At 70.4% G+C, this 21,823-nt stretch carries 13 protein-coding genes; 2 read left to right on the top strand and 11 right to left on the bottom strand.

Going from position 1 to position 21,823, the window contains the following annotated elements; all coding sequences use genetic code 11:
- Positions 1-47 precede the first annotated feature (47 nt).
- From epmA to C9I47_RS07850, 5 genes are all read right to left on the bottom strand, one after another.
- Positions 48-1,022, bottom strand: coding sequence for an EF-P lysine aminoacylase EpmA (gene epmA / locus C9I47_RS07870; protein ID WP_111266243.1), 975 nt, complete (start codon positions 1,020-1,022; stop codon positions 48-50).
- Positions 1,023-1,101: 79 nt separating this feature from the next.
- Positions 1,102-3,474: an NAD-dependent DNA ligase LigA gene (ligA, locus tag C9I47_RS07865; protein ID WP_111266242.1), complete on the bottom strand. Its 2,373-nt coding sequence runs from the start codon at positions 3,472-3,474 to the stop codon at positions 1,102-1,104.
- Between the two features lie 132 nt (positions 3,475-3,606).
- On the bottom strand, positions 3,607-4,374 hold the full coding sequence (zipA, locus tag C9I47_RS07860) for a cell division protein ZipA (protein ID WP_111266241.1): 768 nt from the start codon (positions 4,372-4,374) through the stop codon (positions 3,607-3,609).
- Positions 4,375-4,425: 51 nt separating this feature from the next.
- Entirely contained in the window at positions 4,426-7,929 is a 3,504-nt protein-coding gene (smc, locus tag C9I47_RS07855; protein WP_111266240.1) for a chromosome segregation protein SMC, read from the bottom strand.
- A 193-nt stretch (positions 7,930-8,122) separates the two neighbouring features.
- Positions 8,123-9,202, bottom strand: a complete 1,080-nt coding sequence (locus C9I47_RS07850) for an ABC transporter ATP-binding protein (protein ID WP_111266239.1) — start codon at positions 9,200-9,202, stop codon at positions 8,123-8,125.
- 110 nt (positions 9,203-9,312) lie between these two features.
- On the opposite strand from C9I47_RS07850, the gene C9I47_RS07845 reads away from it, so the two are divergent.
- The gene (locus tag C9I47_RS07845; protein ID WP_111266238.1) at positions 9,313-10,686 is read left to right on the top strand and encodes a GH1 family beta-glucosidase; all 1,374 of its coding nucleotides are present in this window, start codon (positions 9,313-9,315) and stop codon (positions 10,684-10,686) included.
- A gap of 22 nt (positions 10,687-10,708) precedes the next feature.
- Positions 10,709-11,776: a glucokinase gene (gene glk / locus C9I47_RS07840; protein ID WP_111266237.1), complete on the top strand. Its 1,068-nt coding sequence runs from the start codon at positions 10,709-10,711 to the stop codon at positions 11,774-11,776.
- Between the two features lie 208 nt (positions 11,777-11,984).
- On the opposite strand, the gene C9I47_RS07835 is transcribed toward glk, so the two are convergent.
- The 6 genes from C9I47_RS07835 to C9I47_RS07810 form a co-directional block, all read right to left on the bottom strand.
- On the bottom strand, positions 11,985-12,869 hold the full coding sequence (locus C9I47_RS07835) for an endonuclease/exonuclease/phosphatase family protein (protein ID WP_223250328.1): 885 nt from the start codon (positions 12,867-12,869) through the stop codon (positions 11,985-11,987).
- Between the two features lie 37 nt (positions 12,870-12,906).
- Positions 12,907-15,309: a glycoside hydrolase family 31 protein gene (locus tag C9I47_RS07830; RefSeq protein WP_190238634.1), complete on the bottom strand. Its 2,403-nt coding sequence runs from the start codon at positions 15,307-15,309 to the stop codon at positions 12,907-12,909.
- A 263-nt stretch (positions 15,310-15,572) separates the two neighbouring features.
- Complete coding sequence (locus tag C9I47_RS07825) at positions 15,573-16,478, bottom strand: formylglycine-generating enzyme family protein (protein ID WP_111268039.1); 906 nt, start codon at positions 16,476-16,478, stop codon at positions 15,573-15,575.
- A gap of 38 nt (positions 16,479-16,516) precedes the next feature.
- Positions 16,517-18,049 carry a sulfatase family protein gene (locus C9I47_RS07820; RefSeq protein WP_145985451.1) on the bottom strand — a complete coding sequence of 511 codons (1,533 nt, stop codon included), beginning with the start codon at positions 18,047-18,049 and terminating at the stop codon, positions 16,517-16,519.
- A 14-nt stretch (positions 18,050-18,063) separates the two neighbouring features.
- The gene (gene bglX / locus C9I47_RS07815) at positions 18,064-20,322 is read right to left on the bottom strand and encodes a beta-glucosidase BglX (RefSeq protein WP_223250327.1); all 2,259 of its coding nucleotides are present in this window, start codon (positions 20,320-20,322) and stop codon (positions 18,064-18,066) included.
- A complete protein-coding gene (locus C9I47_RS07810; RefSeq protein WP_111266235.1) occupies positions 20,319-21,788 on the bottom strand; it encodes a glucoamylase family protein in 1,470 nt (489 codons plus the stop codon). The genes bglX and C9I47_RS07810 overlap by 4 nt, the downstream gene beginning before the upstream one ends.
- Between the last annotated feature and the right edge of the window lie 35 nt (positions 21,789-21,823).

Below are 21,823 nucleotides of genomic sequence, written 5' to 3'. Positions count from 1 at the left end.
GACACGCAATGCCCCAAGCGCCCGGTTACCGTTCCCGCGTCACGGATTCACGCCCGCGCGAAGTCGAACGCCAGCACGTCGCCGATCCGTCCGCTGTCGAGCATCGCCATCAGCAGCCGGTCGACGCCGAGCGCGACCCCGGCGCAGGCTGGCAGGCCGGCCTCCAGCGCGTCCAGCAGGCGCTCGTCCACCGGGGGTGACGTCTGCTGTCGGCGTGTACGCACGCTGCCGTCGTGCAGGAAGCGCCGCCGCTGCTCGCCGGCATCGGTGAGCTCGTGGTAGCCATTGGCCAGTTCCAGCGGGCCCAGGTACAGCTCGAAACGCTCGGCGACCGCGACGGCGTCCCCGTCTTCGCGAACCCGCGCCAGCGCGCACTGCGAGGCCGGGTAGTCGATCACCGCCAACAAGGTGTCGCGATCGAAGCCGGGTTGCAGGCGATGGGTCATCAACAGATCGAGCCAGTCGTCGCGACCCAGCCCGCGTGGGTCGATCTCGATGTCGCCCAGCGCGGCGCGCAGGCCGGCCTCGTCGGTACTGGCCGGATCCACCCCCAACCGCTGCCGGTACAGCTCGTGGTAACCGATCGTCTGCAGCCGCGCGCGACGGTCGACCAGGGCCAGCGCCGCCTGCACCAGCTCGGCGGTCTCGGTCACCAGACGTCGGTGGTCCCAGCCCAGCCGGTACCACTCCAGCATCGTGAATTCGGGATTGTGGCGGCCGCCGGCCTCGCCGTCGCGGAACACCCGGCCCAACTCATAGCAGTCGCCGAAACCGGCGGCGAGCAGGCGCTTGAGCGGAAACTCCGGCGAGGTGCGCAGCCAACGCGTGCGCGGCGCGCCATCGGTGCGACCGCTGAACTCCAGCGCGAAGGAGGCGATGTTCGGATCGGTGTTGCCGGCCACCGACATCACCGGGGTCTCGACTTCGGTGACGCCGCGCTCGGCGAAGAACGCGCGGATGCGGGCGTTCAAGCCTGCGCGCAGGCGCAGCGCCTCGAACGAGGCCGAGGGTCGCCAGCTCACCTGCCCCGCCTCGCGGCACGGACCGGATCGCGTCCCACGCCGCTCCTGCGGCCACCGCCAAGAACGGCGTCGTTGCGGTTCATTCGTGCTCCGCCAGGAACGCCAGCAGGCGCGCCTCGTCCCAGACCTCGACACCGAGCTGTTCGGCCTTGGCCAGTTTGGAACCGGCAGCCTCGCCGGCGACGACGAAGTGGGTCTTCTTCGACACGCTGCCGGACGCTTTGGCGCCCAGCGCCTCCAGCCTGGCCTTGGCTTCGTCGCGGGTCATCGCCGACAAGGTGCCCGTCAGCACCACGGTCTGGCCATCGAGCGGGCCGACGGCGGCGGCCTCGCCCTCGGGCATGCGCGCAAACAGCTCGGCCATCGCTTCGCCGCAGCGCGACAGCAGCGCCGCATGCGGCGGTTGCGACAACCACCCGGCCAGTGCGCGCGCCGAGTCCGCGGGCAGGCCGGCGGTCACGAAGGCGTGCTCGGGCGCATCCCGCAGCGCTGCGGCGTCGGAGAATGCCGTCGCCAGCTGTTCGGCGCGCAGCGCGGTGACCTTGGGAATCTCCATGTCGGTCAGCACGGCCGCCAGGCCCAGCGCCTCGCGCAGCTTCGGCGACGGCGCATGGGTATCGGCGATCGTTACCCCGCGTTCGAGCAGGTCATCGATCACCTGCTGGTTGCCGGGCTGGTCGAAAAAGTGACCGATGCTGCGCGCGACCTCGCCGCCGATGTCCGGCACCCGCTTGAACAGCGGCCACGGCAGGCGCCGGATCAGCTGCAGGTCGCCGAACCAGGCCGCCAACGCCTTGGCCGTGCTCTCGCCGACGTGCTGGATGCCCAGCGCGAACAGGAAGCGCTCCAGCGAGGCCTTGCGGCTGTGGTCGATCGCCTCGATCAGGTTCTCGGCCCACTTGGTCGCGACCTTGCCGCCCTTCGCCCCGGCCTTTTCCAGGTGAGCCGGCGTGGTGCCGTCGCGCTCGTCGGCGCGCCGCTTCATCTCCAGCAGGTCGTCCAGTTCCAGCTTGAACAGGTCGGCCACGCTCTGGATGTAACCCAGATCGTCGAGTTCCTCGACATAGCGCTCGCCCAGGCCCTCGATGTCCATCGCCCGGCGCGAGGCGAAATGACGCACGGCCTCCTTGCGCTGCGCCGCGCAGGTCAGTCCGCCGGAGCAGCGGAACACCACCCCGCCCTCGTCACGGACCAGCTCCGAGGCGCACACCGGACACTGCGCCGGCATCGTCCACGGTTGCGCGTCGGGTGCGCGCATGTCGGCCACCACCCGCACCACTTCGGGAATCACGTCGCCGGCGCGGCGCACGATCACGGTGTCGCCGACGCGCACGTCCAGGCGCGCGATCTGGTCGGCGTTGTGCAGGGTCGCATTGGTCACGGTGACGCCGGCGACCTGCACCGGCTGCAGGCGCGCGACCGGGGTCGCCGCGCCGGTGCGGCCGATCTGGATGTCGATGCCCTCCAGCACGGTCGACTGTTCCTGCGCCGGGAACTTGTGCGCGATCGCCCAGCGCGGCGCGCGCGAGACGAAGCCCATCTCGCGCTGGCCGGCGTAGTCGTCGAGCTTGTAGACCACACCGTCGATGTCGAACGGCAGGCTATCGCGGGCGGCGCCCATGCGCCGGTAATAGCCGAGCAGGCCGTCCAGGCCGGTCACCACGTCGCTCTGGCTGCTGACCGGGAAGCCCCACTCGCGCAGCCGCGCCAGGGTCGCCGAATGGGTGTCCGGCAGCGCGCCGCCCTCGACCAGCCCGACGCCGTAGGCATAGAACGCCAGCGGCCGGCGCGCGGTCACCCGCGGATCGAGCTGGCGCAGCGAACCGGCGGCGCCGTTGCGCGGATTGGCCAGTACCTTGTCGCCACGGCCTTCCTCGGCGGCGACCAGCGCGCGCGCGTTGTAGGCCTGGAACTCGGCCAGCGGCATGTAGACCTCGCCGCGGACCTCCAGCACCTCGGGCCAGCCCTCCCCTCGCAGGCTCAACGGAATCGCCTTGACCGTGCGCAGGTTAGCGGTCACGTCCTCGCCGGTGGCGCCGTCGCCGCGGGTCGCGCCCTGCACGAAGCGGCCGTGCTCGTAGCGCAGGCTGATCGCCAGGCCGTCGAGCTTGGGTTCGACCGAGAACACCGGCGCCTCGCGGCCGATCCGCTCGTCGATCCGGCGCACGAAGTCGGCGACCTCCTCGTCGCTGAAGGCATTGCCCAGCGACAGCATCGGCAGCGCGTGGCGGACCTCGTCGAATGCGCCCGACGGCGCCGCGCCGACGCGCTGGGTCGGCGAGTCGGGGCTGGCCAGCTCCGGGTGCGCGGCCTCCAGCTCGTCCAGCTCGCGCAGCAGGCGGTCGTACTCGGCATCCGGGATCGCCGGATCGTCGAGCACGTGGTAACGGTAGTTGGCGTCGTTGAGCTGACGGCACAGCTCGGCGATACGGGCGGCGGGATCGGTGCTCATCTGTGTGGCTGCATGTCCCAATGGACGGCTGTGGCAGCGGCGTGAGCCGCGAACGCGTCCTGACAGGTAACTTCTAACTTCATCGCGGCTTGCGCCGCTGCTAGGTAGCGCTCCCGGAAACCTGGACGCGAATCACCAGCGGCCGGGCTTGCTCAACGGCGGCGCTTCGCGCTGACGGTCGTAGGCGCGCAGCTCGTCGCGGATGTGGGCGATGCGCTGACGGCCGAGCGCATTGCGCTGCTCGTCGAGGACGATGCCGTCGAGCAGCTCGGCCATCCGTTGCGCGGTGGGCAGCATCGCCTCCCAGGCGTCCAGCGCCGGCATCGGCGCGGGCAGGGTCAGGAAGAATGCGATCGCCGGCGTCTCCAGCGACTGGATCTCGGCCATGTCGAAGCTGCCCGGCTTCATGATGTTGGCGACGCTGAACACCGGGCCGCGCTCGGGATGATGCTCGACCAGGCGGTGGAACACGCCCATGTAGCCGTAGACCAGGCCGGCCTTCTCGGCGGCGACGACGATGTCCGGACCGTGCAGCTTGTGGCCGGCGCGCGCGGCCAGATAGAGGGTCACGATCTTGTCGAACGCCTCGCTGGTGCGGCGACCCAGTTCGCTGCCGCCGCCGGCGTCCGGCGCCTCTTCGGCGGCGAACAGGTTGCCCTGGCTGGCCGGCGCGCGCTCGTCGCCGCCGTCATCGGCGGCGACACCGGAATCGCCATCGCCGGCCCCGGATGCGAGGGTCTCGCCGAAGGTCGGTTCGCGACGCCCGCCCGCCTCGCGCGACTCGCGACGGCGCCGGGTGCCCTGCCCGGGCTTGCTCGGACGGCCGAAGAAATAGATCGCTGCGAGCAGGATCAGGCCGGCGATGAGGATGCCTAGGCGCAACAGCCAGACTTCAGACATCGGAGGGGCTCCTTGCTTGGGCGGGACGACGGGCGATGGCGGCCGGCGGCATCATGCGGCACCGGCCAGGCGCGCCGCCTCGGCCAGATCGACCGAGACCAGCCGGCTGACGCCGGGCTCGCGCATGGTCACGCCGGACAGCTGCATGGCCGCTTCCATCGTCGCCTTGTTGTGGGTGACGAACAGGAACTGTACCTGCTCGCTCATCTCGCTGACCATCTGCGCAAGACGGCCGACGTTGGCCTCGTCCAGCGGCGCGTCGACCTCGTCGAGCAGACAGAACGGCGCCGGGTTGAGGCGGAAGATCGCGAACACCAGCGCCACCGCGGTCATCGCCTTCTCGCCACCGGACAGCAGCGAGATGTTCGATACGCGCTTGCCGGGCGGGCGCGCCATGATCGCCACGCCGGTGTCGAGCAGGTCCTCGCCGGTCAGTTCCAGGTAGGCGTGACCGCCGCCGAACAGACGTGGGTACAGCTCCTGCACACCGGAGTTGACCCGGTCGAAGGTGTCCTTGAAGCGGCCGCGGGTTTCGCGGTCGATCTTGCGGATCGCGTCCTCCAGGGTCTCCAGCGCCCCGGTCAGATCGGTGTCCTGGGCGTCGAGATAGTTCTTGCGCTGCTCGGCCTCGGCGTGCTCGGCGATCGCCGCGAGGTTGACCGGTTCCAGCCGGCGCAGGCGGGTGTCGATGTCGCTGACCGACTTTTCCCAGACCGACGGTTCGGCCTCCTCGGCCAGCCCGTTGGCGACGTCCTCCAGCACGAAGCCGGCCTCGGTGACCGCCTCCACCAGTTGCTCGGCCTTCAACAGCAGGGCCTGCTGGTCGAGCCGGCGCTGGCCGATCGCCTCGCGCTGCTGCAGGGCCTGCTCGTCGCGCTGCTGGCGCACCTGCTCGAACCGGCGCAGGTCGGCGTCGATGCCGTCGAGCGTGGTCCGCGCCTGGTTCAGTTCCTGCTCGGTCTGCACCCGCTGCTCGAGCGCGACCTGGCGCTGCTGTTCCAGGTCGTCGACCGGGGAGTCGCCGTCCACCAGCTGTTCGGTGAGCTCCTCCAGGCGGTTGTCGAGCTGGCCGCGTTGACCGCCCATGCGGTCCAGCGCCTGGGTCAGCGCCGCGATCTTGGTGCGCTGGGTCTCCAGCGTCAGCGCCAGCGCGTGCGCGGTGTCGCGCGACTCGCGCGCCAGCGTCCGGGCCTGGTCGCGGGCCTCGTGCAGGCGGCTGCGCTCGGCGTCGAGCTGCTGGCGGACGTCCTCCAGCTCGCTCATCCTCATCACCGCCTCTTCCTGGCGCATCCGCGACTCGCGCGACTGCTCGCGGCTGGTCTCGGCGGCCTCGCTCAACTGCGAAAGCTCGGCGTCGATCTTCTCGATGCGTCCGCGCGCGGAGTCCAGACGGCCCTGCTGGCTCTGCAACTGGCCGGCCAGCTCGGACACGCTGCGGTGGGCCATGTACAGGGTCCGCTGGGCGTCCTCGCGCTGCTGCTCGGAGGCCAGCGCGCGGTCGCGCAATTGCACCTGCAACGACTCCAGCTCGTGCTCGCGCGCCTGCAGGGTCTCGATCTCGCCGCGCAGCGACTGGATCTCGCGTTCGCGCAGCAAGGCGCCCTGCTGGGCCGCGCCGGAACGCAGCACCCGCACCCAGCCGGCGCCGAGGCGCTCGCCGTTGCGGGTGATGATGGATTCGCCGTCGCCCAGCATCGGCAGCATCGCCCGCGCCGCGACCAGATCCTCGGCGGCATGCAGGCGCGACAGGATGCGACGTATCGCGATCGGACCGCGCACCTTCGAGGCCAGCGAGGTCGGTGCGAAGTCGACCGCGTCGTTCTTGGGTTCGACCAGGGCCAGGCGGCCGTCGCCGAGCTCGCCGATCGCATCGACCAGCGCCTCCGGCGATTCGACCAGCACGCCCTCGATCAACTGTCCGAGCGCGCCCTCGACCGCGTTTTCCCAGCCGGCCTCGACCTGCAGGCTCTCGCCGACCCGGGCCGCCGAGTCCAGCCCGCGCGCGCGCAACCATTCCAGCGCGGCGCCCTGCTCCTGGCCCAGCGCCGCGTTCTGCAGGGTCTCCAGCGACGACAGCCGGCCGCGCGCGGCCTGCGCCTGCTTGCGGACCTCGGCCAGCTCGCCCTGGGTCGAGCGCTGCTGCTCCTGGACCTCGGCCAGGGTCGCCTTGCGCGCTTCAAGCGCCTCGGTCAGCGAGTCCAGCGAAAGCTTCTGGGTCTCGTGCTGTTCCTCCAGCGCGGTGAACGCCTCCGACAGCGCGTCGAGGTCGAGACCGCTGCGCTCCGAGGCCAGCGCCTCGCGGCGGCGCTCGGCGTCCAGCGCCTGGCGATCGAGATGTTCGATACGGGTGCGCTCGACGTCGGCGGCGCGGACCGCCTCGGACTGGGCACGGCTGTGCTCGTCCCAACGCTGCTGCCATTCGCCCAGGCGGGTCTCGGCATCGCGCAACGCGTCCTGGCGGGCGATGTCTTCCTCGCGCAACTGCTCCAGTCGCGGCTCGGCCTCGCCGACCGCGGTCTGCAACACGTCGAGCTGCGACTGGTCGTGGCCGATGTGCTGGGTCAGCTCGGCCAGGGCCGACTGCGCCTCGTCGCGCGCACGCTGCAGACGCGTGGACAACTCCTTCTGGTGCTGGATCTGCTGTTCGATCCGGGCCAGCGCGCCGCTGACCTCGTAGCTGGCCGCCTGCGCCTTGCCCAGCGCCGACGCCGCCTCCTCGCGCCGCGCACGGCCGGTCTCGATCTCACGCTCGGCCTCGCGCTGCTCGGCGATCAACTGCTGCAGACGGGTTTCCTGCTGGGCCAGCTTCTCGCGCTGGGCCTGCAGCCGGTTGTCCAGGGCGCGGTGCTCGAGCGCCTTCCACTCCGCGTCCTTGATCTTGCGCTCCGCCTGCAGCGCCTGGTACTGCTCGGCCTGGCGGGCCTGGCGCTTGAGGTGCTCGAGCTGCTTGCCGACCTCCTCGCGCAGGTCGTTGAGGCGATCGAGGTTCTCGCGGGTGTGACGGATCCGGTTCTCGGTCTCGCGGCGACGCTCCTTGTACTTGGAGATGCCGGCCGCCTCTTCCAGGTAGACCCGCAGCTCCTCGGGCTTGGCCTCGATGATGTTGCTGATCATGCCCTGCTCGATGATCGAGTAGCTGCGCGGCCCCAGGCCGGTGCCCAGGAACAGGTCGGTGATGTCGCGGCGGCGGCACTTGGCGCCGTTGAGGTAGTACTGGCTCTGACCGTCGCGGCTGACCGTGCGCTTGACCGAGATTTCATCGTAGGCGCCGTACTCGCCGGTGATGGTGCGGTCGGCGTTGTCGAAGATCAGCTCGACCATGGCCTGCGAGACCGGCTTGCGCGCCGAGGAGCCGGCGAAGATCACGTCGGTCAGCGAGTCGCCGCGCAGGCGGCTGGCCGAGCTTTCGCCCATGACCCAGCGCACCGCATCGATGATGTTGGACTTGCCGCAACCGTTGGGCCCGACCACACCGGTCATGTTGGTGGGCAGGTGCAAGGTGGTCGGGTCGACGAAGGATTTGAAACCGGACAGCTTGATCGTGGACAGACGCATTCGTCGCAGTCACCCTTGGCGGGCGGCATCGGCCGCACGCGAAATTAGGTATTGGATTAATTATCGCGCCCAAGTCATTGACTGATATAGGCGCAATGCGACCCGAAAGTCGCACTCCCCGCAGTATAACGGGCCTGCGGCGCCGGAAGCGCCCCCGCTCCCCGGGCATCCGCCGCCAGCGGCGGTGGACGGTTCAGCTCGGCAGGCGGTCGCCGCTGGCGGGATCGAAGAAATGCAGGCGTTCCGGCAGCGGGCGCCAGTGGACCCGGTCGCCGACCCGCGGCAGGTCGCGCGGCGGCACCCGCACCACCAGCGCACGGCCGCCGCAGTCCAGGTTGAGAAAGGCCTCGCTGCCGACCGCCTCCACCACCTCCACCCGTGCCGGCAGCGTCCCGGCACCGGCTTCGGCCAGGGTCAAGTCCTCGGGGCGGACCCCGAGCGTGACCCGCCCCGCCGGCACCGCCGGCGCATCCGCCAGCACCAGCGCCATGTCCGCTGCGATCCGCAGCTGCCCGCCCTCGCCGGCGGCGACCCAGTCGCCCTCGATCAGGTTCATCGCCGGGCTGCCGAGAAAGCCCGCCACGAACAGGTTGGCCGGGCGCTCGTACAGCGCCATCGGCGTGTCGATCTGCTGGATGCGGCCGTCGCGCAGGACCACGATGCGCTGCCCCAGGGTCATCGCCTCGACCTGGTCGTGGGTGACGTAGATCATCGTGGTGCCGATCTGCCGCTGCAGTCGCGCAATCTCGACCCGCATGCCGGCGCGCAGCTTGGCATCGAGGTTGGACAACGGCTCGTCGAGCAGGAACACCCGCGGCTGCCGCACCAGCGCACGGCCCAGCGCCACCCGCTGGCGCTGGCCGCCGGACAGCGCCGCCGGCCGCCGTTGCAGCAGCGGCGCGATCTCCAGCATCTCGGCCGCCTCGCCCACCCGCCGCTGCACGTCCTGTTTCGGCATCCCGCGCAGCTTCAGTCCGAAGCCGAGGTTCTCGGCCACGGTCATGTGCGGATACAGCGCGTAGTTCTGGAACACCATCGCGATGTCGCGGTCCTTGGGCGACAGCTCGTTGACCCGTGTGCCGCCGATGCGCAGCTCGCCGTCGCTGATCGCCTCCAGCCCGGCGATCATCCGCAGCAGGGTCGACTTGCCGCAACCCGACGGGCCGACCAGGACCAGCAGCTCGCCGTCGCCGACCTCGAAACTCGCTTCGTGTACGGCCACGTGGCCGTTGGGATAGACCTTGCGCAGACGCTCGAGCGAGACCTGGGCCATATGGCAATCCAATCCTGTGAGGGGCGACGGTGCAATTGTCGCCGGGCTCGGCTATCCTGCCATGTAATCGTTTACATTCCCAACCGACATACCTGTCTGGAGGCCCGTCGATGAGCCAAGCCCCCGTCTTTCCCGATGGATTCCTGTGGGGAGCCGCGACCGCCGCCCACCAGATCGAAGGCTCGCCGCTGGCCGACGGCGCCGGCCCGAGCATCTGGACGCGGTTCGCCCACACCCCCGGCATGACCCTCAACGGCGACACCGGCGACGTCGCCTGCGACCACTACCGGCGCTGGAAGGACGACGTGAAGCTGATGCGCGACCTGGGCCTGCAGGCCTACCGCTTCAGCGTGGCCTGGGCGCGGGTGCTGCCCGAGGGCACCGGCCGCATCAACCAGGCCGGCCTGGACTTCTACTCGCGCCTGGTCGACGAGCTGCTCGCCAACGGCATCGAGCCGTTGCTGACCCTCTATCACTGGGATCTGCCGGCGGCACTGGACGATCGCGGCGGCTGGCTCAACCGCGACAGCGCCGACTGGTTCGCCGAGTACGCGTCGGTGATGTACAAGGCGCTGGACGGACGGGTGAAGAAGTGGGTGACCCTCAACGAGCCGTGGGTGATCACCGACGGCGGCTACCTGCACGGCGCGCTGGCGCCGGGTCATCGCAGCCTGTTCGAGGCGCCGATCGCCTCGCACAACCTGATGCGCGCGCACGGCGCCGCGGTCCGCGCCTACCGCGAGATCGGCGCACACGAGATCGGCCTGGTGGTGAACATCGAGCCCAAGTACGCGGCGTCCGACTCCGAGGCCGATCGCGTCGCCACCCGTCGCGCGCACGCCTACATGAACGAGCAGTACCTGCACCCCGCCCTGCTCGGCCGCTATCCGGAGGAACTGGAGGACGTGTTCGGCGCCGCCTGGCCGGAATGGCCGAAACAGGACTTCGAACTGATCCGGCAGAAGCTCGACTTCGTCGGCATCAACTACTACACCCGCGGCGTCACCGAGGCCAACGACAGCTACCCGCTGAAGGCCGGCAGCGTGCGCCAACCGCTGGCGACCTATTCCGAGACCGGCTGGGAGTTCTATCCGAAGGGACTGACCGACCTGCTGGTGTGGTTCAAGCAGACCTACGGCGACACCCCGGTCTACATCACCGAGAACGGCGCGGCGATGTACGACCCGCCGGCCGCCGAGGTCGATGCCGACGGCCGCGGCCGGGTCCGCGACCCGCTGCGCACCGCCTACCTGCGCCAGCACATCGGCGCGATCCACGATGCGATCCAGGCCGGCGTCGACGTGCGCGGCTACATGTTGTGGTCGCTGCTGGACAACCTGGAATGGTCGCTGGGCTACTCCAAGCGCTTCGGCATGGTCCACGTGAACTACGCGACCCAGCAGCGCACGCCCAAGGACAGCGCGCACTGGTACTCCGGAGTGATCCGCAGCCACGGGCGCAGCCTGGCCGAACCCCTGCCCTGATGATCGCGCCGGCACCTCGCGCATGAAGGTCTCCACCCGCGAGGCACGCGCCGACGGCGCGCGCGCGCGCGACGGTGGCCGTCGGGTCCGGACGCTGGTCGCCGACATCGGCGGCACCAACGCGCGTTTCGCGCTGGCCGACGCCGACGCCACGACGCCCCTGGTCGACGACAGCCTGCGTACCTACGAAGCCGACCGATTTCCATCGCTGGCCGACGCAGCGACCCATTATCTGACCCAGGCCGGCGCCGCCGTGGATGAGGCGGTGATCGCGGTCGCCGGCCCGCTCGAAGACGGCCAGGCCCGGATCACCAACCTGCCCTGGGTGATCCGCGCATCGCAGTTGCGGGACACGCTGGGCCTGCGGCGGTTGTCGCTGGTCAACGACTTCGTCGCCCAGGCGATGGCGGTCACCGCGTTGTCCGCGGCCGACGTCGTGCCGATCGGGGACGTCCCGGCCCGGGCGCTGCCTTCGGGCGACCGCCATGGCCGCGACCGCAGCTACGCGATCATCGGCCCCGGCACCGGCCTGGGCGTGGGCGGCCTGCTGCGGCGCGACGGCCGCTATTGCCCGGTCGAGAGCGAAGGCGGCCACACCGGCTTCGCGCCGGAAAGCGACGAGGAGATCGAGGTGTTGCGGCGGCTGCGCGCGCGCTTCGGGCGGATCTCCAACGAACGCCTGGTCAGCGGCGCCGGACTGAGCAACCTGCATCACGCGCTGGCGCAGATCGAGGGCCACGCCGGCGAACCGCTGGCGCCGGCACAGGTCAGCCTCGGCGCCGAACGCGGCGATCCGCTGTGCCTGCGGGCGGTGGCGCTGTTCTGCCGGATATTCGGTGCCGCCGCCGGCGATACGGTGCTGACCCTGGGCGCGTGGGACGGCGCCTACCTCACCGGCGGCCTGGTGCCGCACCTGCTGCAGGCCCTGCAGGGACCCGGCTTCCGCCAGCGCTTCGAGGGCAAGGGCCGGCTGGCGCCGACGATGGCGCGGGTGCCGGTGATCGCGGTCGTGCATCCGCAACCCGGCCTGCTCGGCGCCGCGGCGATCGCGCGGGCGGCTGTCTCCGCCGGTCCCAGCGGCAACGCGTAAGAGCGGCGTAAGCCGCGAAGCAAAGGCCCTCATGCTCCGTAGGAGCGGCGTAAGCCGCGATCAGGCCTTCCCACCAAAGCTTCATCGCGGCTGACGCCGCTCCTACCGAGAGCATGGAAGACTCGGCGCCTTCATCGCGGCTTGCGCCGCTCCTACGAGGGCATGGGAGGGTCGGCGCTTACGCCACGCCTACCGGTACGCCGCCCGCTCAGCGGCAGCGCGGCAACTCGACCCGGGCGCTGACCGGAAAGTGATCGCTCGGGTAGCGACCGTCGCGGGCGAAGGTATCGATCGCCGCGTCGCGGACGCCGAGCGCGCCGCGGGCCAGGATCCAGTCGATGCGCGCGCCGCCCGCGGCCTTCGCGGTTCCGCCGTAGTCGTGGAAGCTGCCGAAGCCGGGCTCGTCATGACCGGCCGCGGTCCAACTGTCGACGAAGCCGCCCTCGCCGGTCAGCCGCGCATGCACGCCGTCGACCGCCGCAGCCGCATCGCCCGGGCCGGTGTTGAAGTCGCCGGTCAGCAGCACCGGGATGCCCGGCTCGAAGCCGTCGATACGCTCCAGCAGCAGCCGCGCACCGTGGCGGCGGGCGTCCGCTGTCTCGTGGTCGAGATGGGTGTTGACCACGTACAGCTCGCAACCGCTGCCAAGATCGCGAAAGCGGACCCAGCTCGCCATCCTCGGAATGCGGTTGCCCCAACTGCGCGAGCCAATCGTCGCGGGCGTGTCCGACAGCCAGAAATGGTCGTACTCCAGCGGCTGCAGGCGGTCGCGGCGGTAGAACACCGCCATGAACTCGCCATGGCTGCCGCCCTCCCGGCCCAGGCCGATCCAGTCGTGCTCCGGCAGGCCCCGACCGAGGTCGACCAGTTGCCGGTACAGCCCTTCCTGGGTGCCGACCAGATCGGGCGTATCGCGCCGCAACGTTTCCAGCACCAATGGCAACCGCGCCGACCAGGCATGGGGCGGACGCTCGTCGGCGTAGCGCAGGTTGAAGCTCATCACCTGCAGCGTCGGCGCCTCGGCGGCGCTCGCCGGCAGCGCGGCGGCGCACATCAACGCCAGACCCAACAGCCACGAGCCCCTCGCCTTCATCGCCCTCTCCCGTGCAGGTATCGCCGCATCGCCACGATCACCATCGTGCCAGCAGGCTCTGGCGCGCACCATGCTCGCGGACCCGCACCGACAGGACCCGGGTCGCCGGGTCGTGATGCCAGGCCTTGTCTTGCAGGCGCGTGCCGTCCAGGCTCAGCTCGACGGGCGGCTCGGCGATATCGTGCAGACGCAGTTCCAGCATCCGCGCCGGCACCCGATGGCCGTCGTGGACGACCTCGCGATCCAGGCGCAGGACGCCATCGTCGCGCTGCGCTCGCAGCCGGGTCAGCCGGTAGCCACCGCGCTCATGATCGTGGCTGCGGCCGTCGTCCTCGTACAGATCGAAGCCGTCGTCGTTCGCTCCGGCGAACACGTCCAGGGTCAGGGTGCCGCTGTCGCGTTCGCCGACGTACTGCATCGCCTCCTGCGACGGCAGGATGCCGCCCTCGGCGAGGAATACCGGCAGCCGCTCCAGCGGCGTCTCGACGGTGACCGCGCGACCGCCCTCGAACACCTCGCCCGTGCCCAGTTCGAGCCAACGCCCGGCCGGCAGATAGACCTTCTGCAGGGCGACGCCCGGAGCGGTCACCGGCGCCACCAGCAGCTGCCGACCGACCAGGAACTGGTGCTGCCACTCGCGCGCATAGGCCTGCGCATCGTCCTGGTGATGCCAGAACAGCGGCCGCAGCACCGGCGCGCCGCTGTCGTGGGCCTGGTGGAACAGGGTGTACAGGTAGGGCATCAGACGGTAGCGCTGGCGGATCGCGTCGGCCGCGACCGCCTCGATCCGCTCGCCGAACGACCACGGTTCCTGTCCCGGCGTGTCGTGGGCGGTATGGGCGCGGAAGAACGGCGAGAACGCACCGACCTGCATCCATCTGGCGAACAGTTCGCCCGAGGGCGTGCCCTCGAAGCCGCCGACGTCGGTACCGTTGAACGCCGCGCCGGACAAGCCGAGACCGATCATCATGCGGATGCCCAGTTGCAGGTGCTCCCAGCTGGCGACGTTGTCGCCGGTCCAAACCGCCGACCAGCGCTGGGTGCCGGCGAAGCCGGCCCGGGTCAACACGAACGGACGCTCGTCCGGACGCGCCGCGCGCAACGACTCGTAGGTCGCCTGCGCCATCAGATGCCCGTACAGGTTGTGCATGCGCTTGAAATCGGCCGCGCCGTCGGCGTCCCGCATCAGCACCTCGTTCGGGAACGCCTTGCCCCACACCGCCGGCTCGTTCATGTCGTTCCAGATCCCGCGCACGCCCTGCTCGCGCAGCCGCGCCAGGTACCCGCCCCACCAGGCACGGGTGGCGGCGCGGGCGAAATCGGGAAAATAGGAACGGCCCGGCCAGACCGAGCCCACATAGGTCTCGCCATCGGGATAGCGGACGAAATGGTCGCCGGCCAGACCTTCGCGGGCGATCGGGTAGTCCGGGTCCTCCTTGACGCCCGGGTCGACGATCACGATCGGCTTGAAGCCCATGTCGCCAAGCTCGTCCAGCATCACCGCCGGGCGCGGAAAGCGCTGCGGGTCCCAGCTGAACACCCGGTAGCCGTCCATGTAGTGGATGTCCAGGTAGATCACGTCGGCGGGGATGCCGCGCTCGCGGAAACGCCGCGCCAGCGACAGCACCTCGCTGTCCGGGTAGTAGCTCCAGCGACTCTGCTGGAAACCCAGAGCCCAGCGCGGCGGCATCGGGATGCGCCCGGTCAGCGCGGTGTAGTCGGCGACCACCTCGGCGATCCTCGGCGCGGCAAACACGAAGTAGTCCAGCGTGCCGCCCTCGGCGGAGAACGAGTAGTAGCGGTGATTGCCGGCGCCCAGGTTGAAGCGGCTGCGGTGGCTGTTGTTGAGGAAGACACCGTAGCTGCGTCCCTCGCGCAGGCCGACGAAGAACGGGATGCTCTGGTACAGCGGATCGCTGGCATCGCCGTAACCGGGCGTGTCGGAGTTCCACATCACCCATTCGCGGGCGCGCTTGTCGACATCGCCGCTTTTCTCGCCGAGGCCGAAGAAACGCTCGTCCCCGGCGATGCGCTTCCAGGTCCGCACCTCGTTGCCGTCCCAGCCGGTGCCCATGCCAGAGTCGTCCTGGACCAGCACGTGGCCGGCGCCGTCGAACACGGTCATGCGGCAGCCGCGGTGCGCCAGTTCGACCCGCATCGCCGCGGTCGCCAGCACGGTTGCGTCCTTGCCCTGCTCGACTGTGACCTCGACCGGGTCCGGCTCGCGCCCGACCAGTGCATGGGTCAGCAGACGCGGCCGGCGATCCTCCCGCAGCAGGGTGACGCGGACGACGTCGTCTTCGACGAAGTGCAAGCGCAGCGCGGCGCCGTCGCAGCTGGCGGTAGCGCCGGCGTCGTTGCGCTCGAACGCGCGCAGGTCGCCGAGGAAGCTGTACCCCGATGCGGTCGCGCCAAGCGGCAGGGCGGCGGCGACACTCAACACGCTCGCCCACCACCCGCTCGCCCCGCGGCGACCGCGATCCCGATTGCCGGAACGATTGCCGGAACGATTCCTGGAATCCTGCATCCTGCCTCCTGGTCAGCGCCGCCGCAGATGCAGCGAATTGATGATCGTCTCGCCGGTGCGCGCGCCGAAGCGGACGGTCACGCCTGCACCGCCAGACGCCCATGGCCGGGCCTTGCGCGAGCGCGGAGACCGCGGCATGCGCCGCCGGGCCGGAGCGCACCGCCTACCCGCCACGCTCACGTCTCCGCATCCGCGGCCGGCAGGTCCTTCACCAGGCGGAAGCCGACGTGGAAGAACGCGCTGTCCGGCGTGGAGTGACTGCGTGCGGAAACGCGATAGCCGTGGCAGTAGCTGGGGTGGCACATGAACGAACCGCCGCGCTGGCTCTTCTCGCTGGCGGGACCTGGCTCGAACGGCCGCCCGCGCTCGGCGTAGGGGCGGAACCAGTCGGCGGTCCACTCCCAGACATTGCCGCCCATGTCGGCCAGCCCCAGCTCGGTGGTACCGAACGCTCCCACCGGCGAAGTCGAGCGATAGCCGTCCTCGCCGCTGTCGCGACCGGGAAACGCGCCCTGCCAGGTATTGGCGCGGTGGCGCCCGCCCTCGACCAGGGCGTCGCCCCAGGCATAGCGGTCGCGCGAGTCGCGCGCATTGCGCGCGGCATGCTCCCATTCGACCTCGGTGGGCAGGCGCTTGCCGGCCCATCCAGCGTAGGCGACGGCATCGTTCCAGGACACCTGGGTGACAGGATGATCGTCGACGGCCGCCGTCGCCGACGGCCCGCGCGGGTGCCGCCAGTCCGCGCCCGCGACCAGCCGCCAGCCGCCGCTGCCGGAGTCGTACACCGCCGCATCGCCGAGCCGCTCGGCCTCGGTCACGTAGGCGGTCGCATCGACGAACTGGCGGAACTGGGCGACGGTCACCGGATGGGTATCCATGAAGAACGGCGCCACCTCGGCGGTGAACACCGGCCGTTCGATCGGCAGGCCGTCCTCGGCACCGATCCGGGTACTGCCGCCAGGCACATAGACCATGCCGCCCGGCGCGGCGACCGGCGGCGGCGCCAGGGGCGCCCGCCCGGTCCGTGCCATCAGCCACCAGCCGGCGGCGAATGCGGCGACGGCCACCAGTGCCGCCAGCATCGCCGCATTCCGGCCCGTCCACACGCGGCCGGCCCGGCTCACGGCTCCGGCTTCCGGTCCGCCGCCTGCCACGACCCCGCGCGCTTGAGCGGGATCGACATGCCGCCGGTCTGCTCCAGCAGCTCCCACATCCGCGCCTTCATCGCCTTCGCGCGCTCGGCCTGGGCCGGGTCGAGGATCAGGTTGCGGGTCTCGTGCGGATCGTTGCCCAGATCGTAGAGTTCGTCCTTCTCCCACACGCCGTGGTAGTAGACGTACTTGAAGTCCTGGTCGCGCAAGGCGAACACCGTCGGCGTATGCGGGAACGCATGCTCCCAGTAGTACTCGTAGAGCATCTCCAGCGGCCAGTCGACCGGCTCGCCCCGCAGCAGCGGCATCACCGAGCGGCCGTCCATGTCGATCGTGGTGGAGGCGCCGGCCAGGTCGAGCAGGGTCGGGGCGATGTCGATGTTGCGCACCATCGGCTCGATCGTCGTGCCCGGCTCGATCAACCCCGGCGCATAGGCCAGCAACGGCACCCGCATCGACTCTTCGTAGGCATGGCGTTTGTCGATCAGGCCGTGCTCGCCCAGCAGGAAGCCGTTGTCGCCCATGTAGACGACCAGGGTGTCGTCGGCCAACCCGGCCTGCTCCAGGTAATCCAGCACCCGGCCGACGCTCTCGTCCAGGGCCAGCAGCGTCTCGGTATAGGCCTTGTAGAAGCCGTCGAACTCCATATCGCCGTGGTACATGTAATCCACGCCGTGCCAGCTGTTGCGCTGCGCGCGCACCCAGTCGGGCTTGTCGCGGTTGGCCTCGGCCGGCATCGTGTCCGGATACGGGATCGGCGCGTCGGCATAGCGCCCGCGATGGCGCTCGGCCGGCTCGAACTCGGCATGCACGGCCTTGTGAGAGAGGTACAGGAAGAACGGCTTGTCCGGCTCGGTCTGCCGGTGCCGGCGCAGCCAGCCCAGCGCGTGATCGGTCAGCAGGTCGGTGGTGTAGCCCTTCTCCTGACGGCGCAGGCCGTCGACGTTCAGCACCGGGTCGCGGTAGGCGCCCTGGCCGCGGAAGCTGACCCAATGGTCGAAGCCCGGCTGCGGGATGTCGTCGACCTCGCCCATGTGCCACTTGCCGATGAAGGCGGTGCGGTAGCCGGCCTGCTGCAGGAACTCGGGGAAGTAACGGGTGCCCTCGGGAATCGGCGAGGTGTTGTCGACGATCCGGTGACGGTGGGCGTACTGCCCGGTCAGGATCGAGGCACGGCTCGGCGAGCACAACGAGGTGGTGACGAAGGCGTTGCGGACATGCGCGCCGCCGGCGGCGATCCGGTCCAGGGCCGGTGTTTCCAGCCACTGCGGCGCGTCCGGCATGAAGCCCATGAAGTCGTAGCGGTGGTCGTCGCTGAGGATGAACACCACGTTGCGCGGCCGGGCGGCCGCCGATGCCCCGCCGCGTTCGGCGTCGGCGTCGGCACCGGCCGGACCGTCACCGGCGCCGGGCTCGCCGCAGGCCGACAAGGCCAGCAACGCGCACGACGCCAGCGCGACGGCGGCACGAGTGATGCGACGGCCACCGCGTCGCTCCCGCATCCGGCCGATCCCGATCATCTGGGCACCACCTCGAATCCGGTTTCGATCACATCGTCGGAACTGCCGCCGGCGAACACGGTGAAGCGACCCGGCTCGACCCTGATCCGGCCGCCGGCGTCATGGAAGCCCATCGCCTCCGCCGTCAACACGAACTCGATCCGACGCCGCTCGCCCGGCTGCAGGTGGATGCGGCGGAAGCCGCGCAGCTCGCGCACCGGCCGGGTCACGCTGGCGACGTCGTCGCGCAGGTACAGCTGCACGACCTCGTCGCCGGCGCGCTTGCCGACGTTGGTGACGGTGACCGCGACCGTGACCGGCTCGCCGACCGCCACCCGCGCGCGATCGACCGCGAGATCTCCGTAGTCGAAGCGGGTATAGCTCAGTCCATGTCCGAACGCGTACAACGGCGTCCACGGCACGTCGATGTACTTGGAGGTGTACTTCTCCTGCTCGGACGGCGGACGGCCGGTGTTCTTGTGGTCGTGGTAGATCGGAATCTGGCCGACGTTGCGCGGGAAGGTCACCGGCAGCCGCCCGGCCGGGTTGTGGTCGCCGAACAGCACGTCGGCGATCGCGTGTCCGGCCTCGATGCCCGGGAACCAGGCCTCGAGGATCGACGGCAGGTTGGCGTCGAGCCAGCCGATCGACAACGGCCGGCCGTTGAACAGCACCGCCACCACCGGCTTGCCGGTCGCGTGCACCGCCTGCACTAGCGCCTGCTGCACGCCGGGCAGGTCGAGCGTGGTGCGGTTGTGCGCCTCCGCGCTCATGTCGTGATGCTCGCCGATGAACATCAGCACCACGTCGGCCTGACGCGCGAGCGCGACCGCCTCGTCGAAGCCCGAACGGTCGTCGCCCTCGACGTCGGCGCCGCGGGCGTGCAGCACCCGCACCCCGGGCCCGACCGCCTCGCGGATGCCTTCCAGCGGCGTCACCGCATCCTCGGCGCGGCCGGCCGCGGCCCAGCCGCCGAGCATGACCCGCTTGTCGTCGGCGAGCGGACCGATCACCGCGATCGTGCCGGCGGCATCGCGATCCAGCGGCAGCAGGTCGCCGGCGTTCTTCAACAGGACCATCGACTTGCGGGCGACGTCGCGGGCGGCGGCGCGGTATTCGGGACGCAGGATGCGCTCGCGCTCGCGGGCGTCGTCGCTGTAGCGGTACGGGTCATCGAACAGGCCCAGCCGGTACTTGGCCCTCAGCACCCGTCGCACCGCCTCGTCGACCCGCGCCTCGTCCAGGCTGCCGGCACGGACCACCGCCGGCAGGTCGTCGACATAGATGTCGCTGACCATGTCGATGTCGACGCCGGCCTCCAGCGCGCGCACGCCGGCCTCGGCGCGGTCGCCGGCGACGCCGTGCGGGATCAGTTCCAGCACGCCGGTGTAGTCGCTGACCATGATGCCGTCCCAGCCCCACTCGCCGCGCAGCACGCCGTCGATCAGCCGGCCGTTGGCGTGCATCGGCACCCCGTCGACCTCGTTGAAGGCGGCCATCATCGAGGCCGCACCGGCATCGGCGGCGGCCTTGAACGGCGGCAGGTAGACGTCGCGCAGGGTCCGTTCGGAGATGTCGGCGATGTTGTAGTCGCGACCGCCCTCGGCCGCGCCGTAGGCGACGAAGTGCTTGGCCGTGGCCATCAGGGTGTCGTCGGCGCGCAGGTCCCCGCCCTGGAAGCCACGTACCCGCGCGGCCGCCAGCACCGAGCCCAGATAGGCGCTCTCGCCGGAACCTTCGACGATGCGGCCCCAGCGCGGGTCGCGGGCGACGTCGACCATCGGCGCGTAGGTCCAGTGCAGGCCCGCGGCGGTCGCCTCGTCCGCGGCGATGCGGGCGGCATTCTCGATCGCATCGACGTCGAAGCTGGCCGACTCGCCCAACGGCACCGGAAAGATCGTGCGGAAGCCGTGGATCACGTCGTGGGCGAACAACAGCGGGATACCCAGGCGCGACTCCTCGACCGCGATCTTCTGCATCCGCCGGGTGTAGTCGGCGCCGTGCACGCCGAGGTAGGAACCGATCCGGCCGGCGCGGATCTGGTCTTCGCCGCCCTCCTGCACCTGCGGACCGGTCTGGCCCCAGCGCCCGCGCGGCTGGTTGAGCTGGCCGAGCTTCTCCTCCAGGGTCATTTTCGCCAGCAGCGACTCGACCAGGGCCGACTCGGCCTCGTCCTCCGCCGCGGCCGCCGGGATAGCGACTGCCAGCGCCATCGCGAACGCGGCGATCCCCGAGCGCAGCCGGCGCATCTTCATCCTCGTTGCGGGCGTGCTCATTCGCAGCGCCCCTCAAGCCAGCCGCCGCGGTAGCCGGCCCGGCACAGGCCTCGCACGATCGGCGGGCTCTTCTTCATCAGCTCCCAGATCATGCCGCTGCGATGGTTCTCGATCATCAGCAGGATCGGCCCCTGGTCGATGCCCAGGTAATCGTCGTTGAACCAGCCCTGCCCCGGCACGATCCTGCCGCGCGTGACCGCCATGCCGGCCTCGTCCAGGCTCGGATTGAACGCATCGAGATAGCCGTACTCGGTGAACAGGTTGTCGCCGTAGCGCTCGGCCATCGCCCGCAACGCCGGAATCGTCACCTCCGGCGCGAACGGCACCGAGCCGCCGGCGGCGGTCGGCACGATGGTGCCGTCGTCGCGGATGTCCTCGTGCGCGGCGCCGCGGGCCCAGTAGGAATGGAACTGGCGCTCGACGCCGTCGACGGTGGCGGTGAAGCCACCCGGTCCGTCGCTGGCGGTCAGGCCCCAGACGTTCTCGCCGTAGCCGCGCCAGCCGCCGGGATTGGCGATCGCGTAGGCGCGCTGGGACAGCGTGGCGCGGCGCGAGTTCTCGAAGTAGTCGATGCCGCGCTCGGCCATGTAGTCGTCCTGGATGCCGCGGAAGTCGATCCAGACATGCGAGTACTGATGACCGAACAAGGGTGCGAAGTTGACGTGCGGCTGGCCCTGGAAATCGGCCCACTCGTAGGTCGAGGTGAAGCGCGGGTACAGCCCGGGGTCCAACGCGTGGGTCGGCGATCCCAGCGCCAGCACCTGCAGCAGCAACGACTCGTCGTAGCCCTTCCACTGCGCCGGACCGAAGCCCTTGCCGGGGCGCCAGCCCATCGTCACCAGCGGCGGGTTGTTCTGGAAGAAGCTCCAGTCGACGCGGCCGTAGATGCGGTCGGCCAGCGAGCGGATCTCCGCCTCGTCCGCGTCGTCGCCGTCGAAGTAGGCCTGCGCCAGCAGCACACCGCCCAGCAGCAATGTGGTGTCGATCGACGACAGCTCTGAGTTGTCGTAGCGATGGCCGTTGTCGGCGTCGAGGAAGTGATAGAAGAAGCCGCGATGACCGGCGCGGCCGGTCGGCTCGGGACCCTGTGGGGCCTCCCAGAACAGGCGCAGCGTCGCCAGCGTGCGCTCGCGCGCCTGCTCGCGGGTGACCCAGCCGCGCTCGACCCCGACCGGGTAGGCGCTGAGCGCGAAGCCGACCGCGGCGATGCTCGACATCGTCTTCGACGGCCAGCGATCCGGGGTCAGCCCGTTCTCCGGCGTCGCCTCCCAGAACCAGCGGAAGGTCCGCTCCTGGACCAGGTCGAGGAAGGCGTCGTCGTCGGCCGGCAAGGTCATGGCGGCGGCGTCCGCCGCTTGCGTCGCGGTATCGCCGCCCTCCTCCGTCGGCGCGGTCGGCGAACCTCCGCAGCCCGCCAGCACGGTCAGCGCCATCGCCAGGATCGCGGTACCCAGGGTTGATCTCATTGCACTCACTTCTCTCTCCGGTTGGTCGGACGGGA

The organism is Marilutibacter maris, assembly GCF_003233695.1.
GTDB lineage: Bacteria > Pseudomonadota > Gammaproteobacteria > Xanthomonadales > Xanthomonadaceae > Marilutibacter > Marilutibacter maris.
This window is presented reverse-complemented; position numbering and strand designations above follow the sequence as displayed.

Excerpts from the sequence above, each read along its gene's own strand:
- ligA (WP_111266242.1), bottom strand. The coding sequence starts at position 3,474 with ATGAGCACCGATCCCGCCGCCCGTATCGCCGAGCTGTGCCGTCAGCTC.
- zipA (WP_111266241.1), bottom strand. The coding sequence starts at position 4,374 with ATGTCTGAAGTCTGGCTGTTGCGCCTAGGCATCCTCATCGCCGGCCTG.
- C9I47_RS07850 (WP_111266239.1), bottom strand. The coding sequence starts at position 9,202 with ATGGCCCAGGTCTCGCTCGAGCGTCTGCGCAAGGTCTATCCCAACGGC.
- C9I47_RS07825 (WP_111268039.1), bottom strand. The coding sequence starts at position 16,478 with ATGCTGGCGGCACTGGTGGCCGTCGCCGCATTCGCCGCCGGCTGGTGG.
- C9I47_RS07810 (WP_111266235.1), bottom strand. The coding sequence starts at position 21,788 with ATGAGATCAACCCTGGGTACCGCGATCCTGGCGATGGCGCTGACCGTG.
- C9I47_RS07835 (WP_223250328.1), bottom strand. The coding sequence starts at position 12,869 with ATGAAGGCGAGGGGCTCGTGGCTGTTGGGTCTGGCGTTGATGTGCGCC.
- C9I47_RS07820 (WP_145985451.1), bottom strand. The coding sequence starts at position 18,049 with ATGCGGGAGCGACGCGGTGGCCGTCGCATCACTCGTGCCGCCGTCGCG.
- bglX (WP_223250327.1), bottom strand. The coding sequence starts at position 20,322 with ATGAGCACGCCCGCAACGAGGATGAAGATGCGCCGGCTGCGCTCGGGG.
- smc (WP_111266240.1), bottom strand. The coding sequence starts at position 7,929 with ATGCGTCTGTCCACGATCAAGCTGTCCGGTTTCAAATCCTTCGTCGAC.
- glk (WP_111266237.1), top strand. The coding sequence starts at position 10,709 with ATGAAGGTCTCCACCCGCGAGGCACGCGCCGACGGCGCGCGCGCGCGC.
- C9I47_RS07845 (WP_111266238.1), top strand. The coding sequence starts at position 9,313 with ATGAGCCAAGCCCCCGTCTTTCCCGATGGATTCCTGTGGGGAGCCGCG.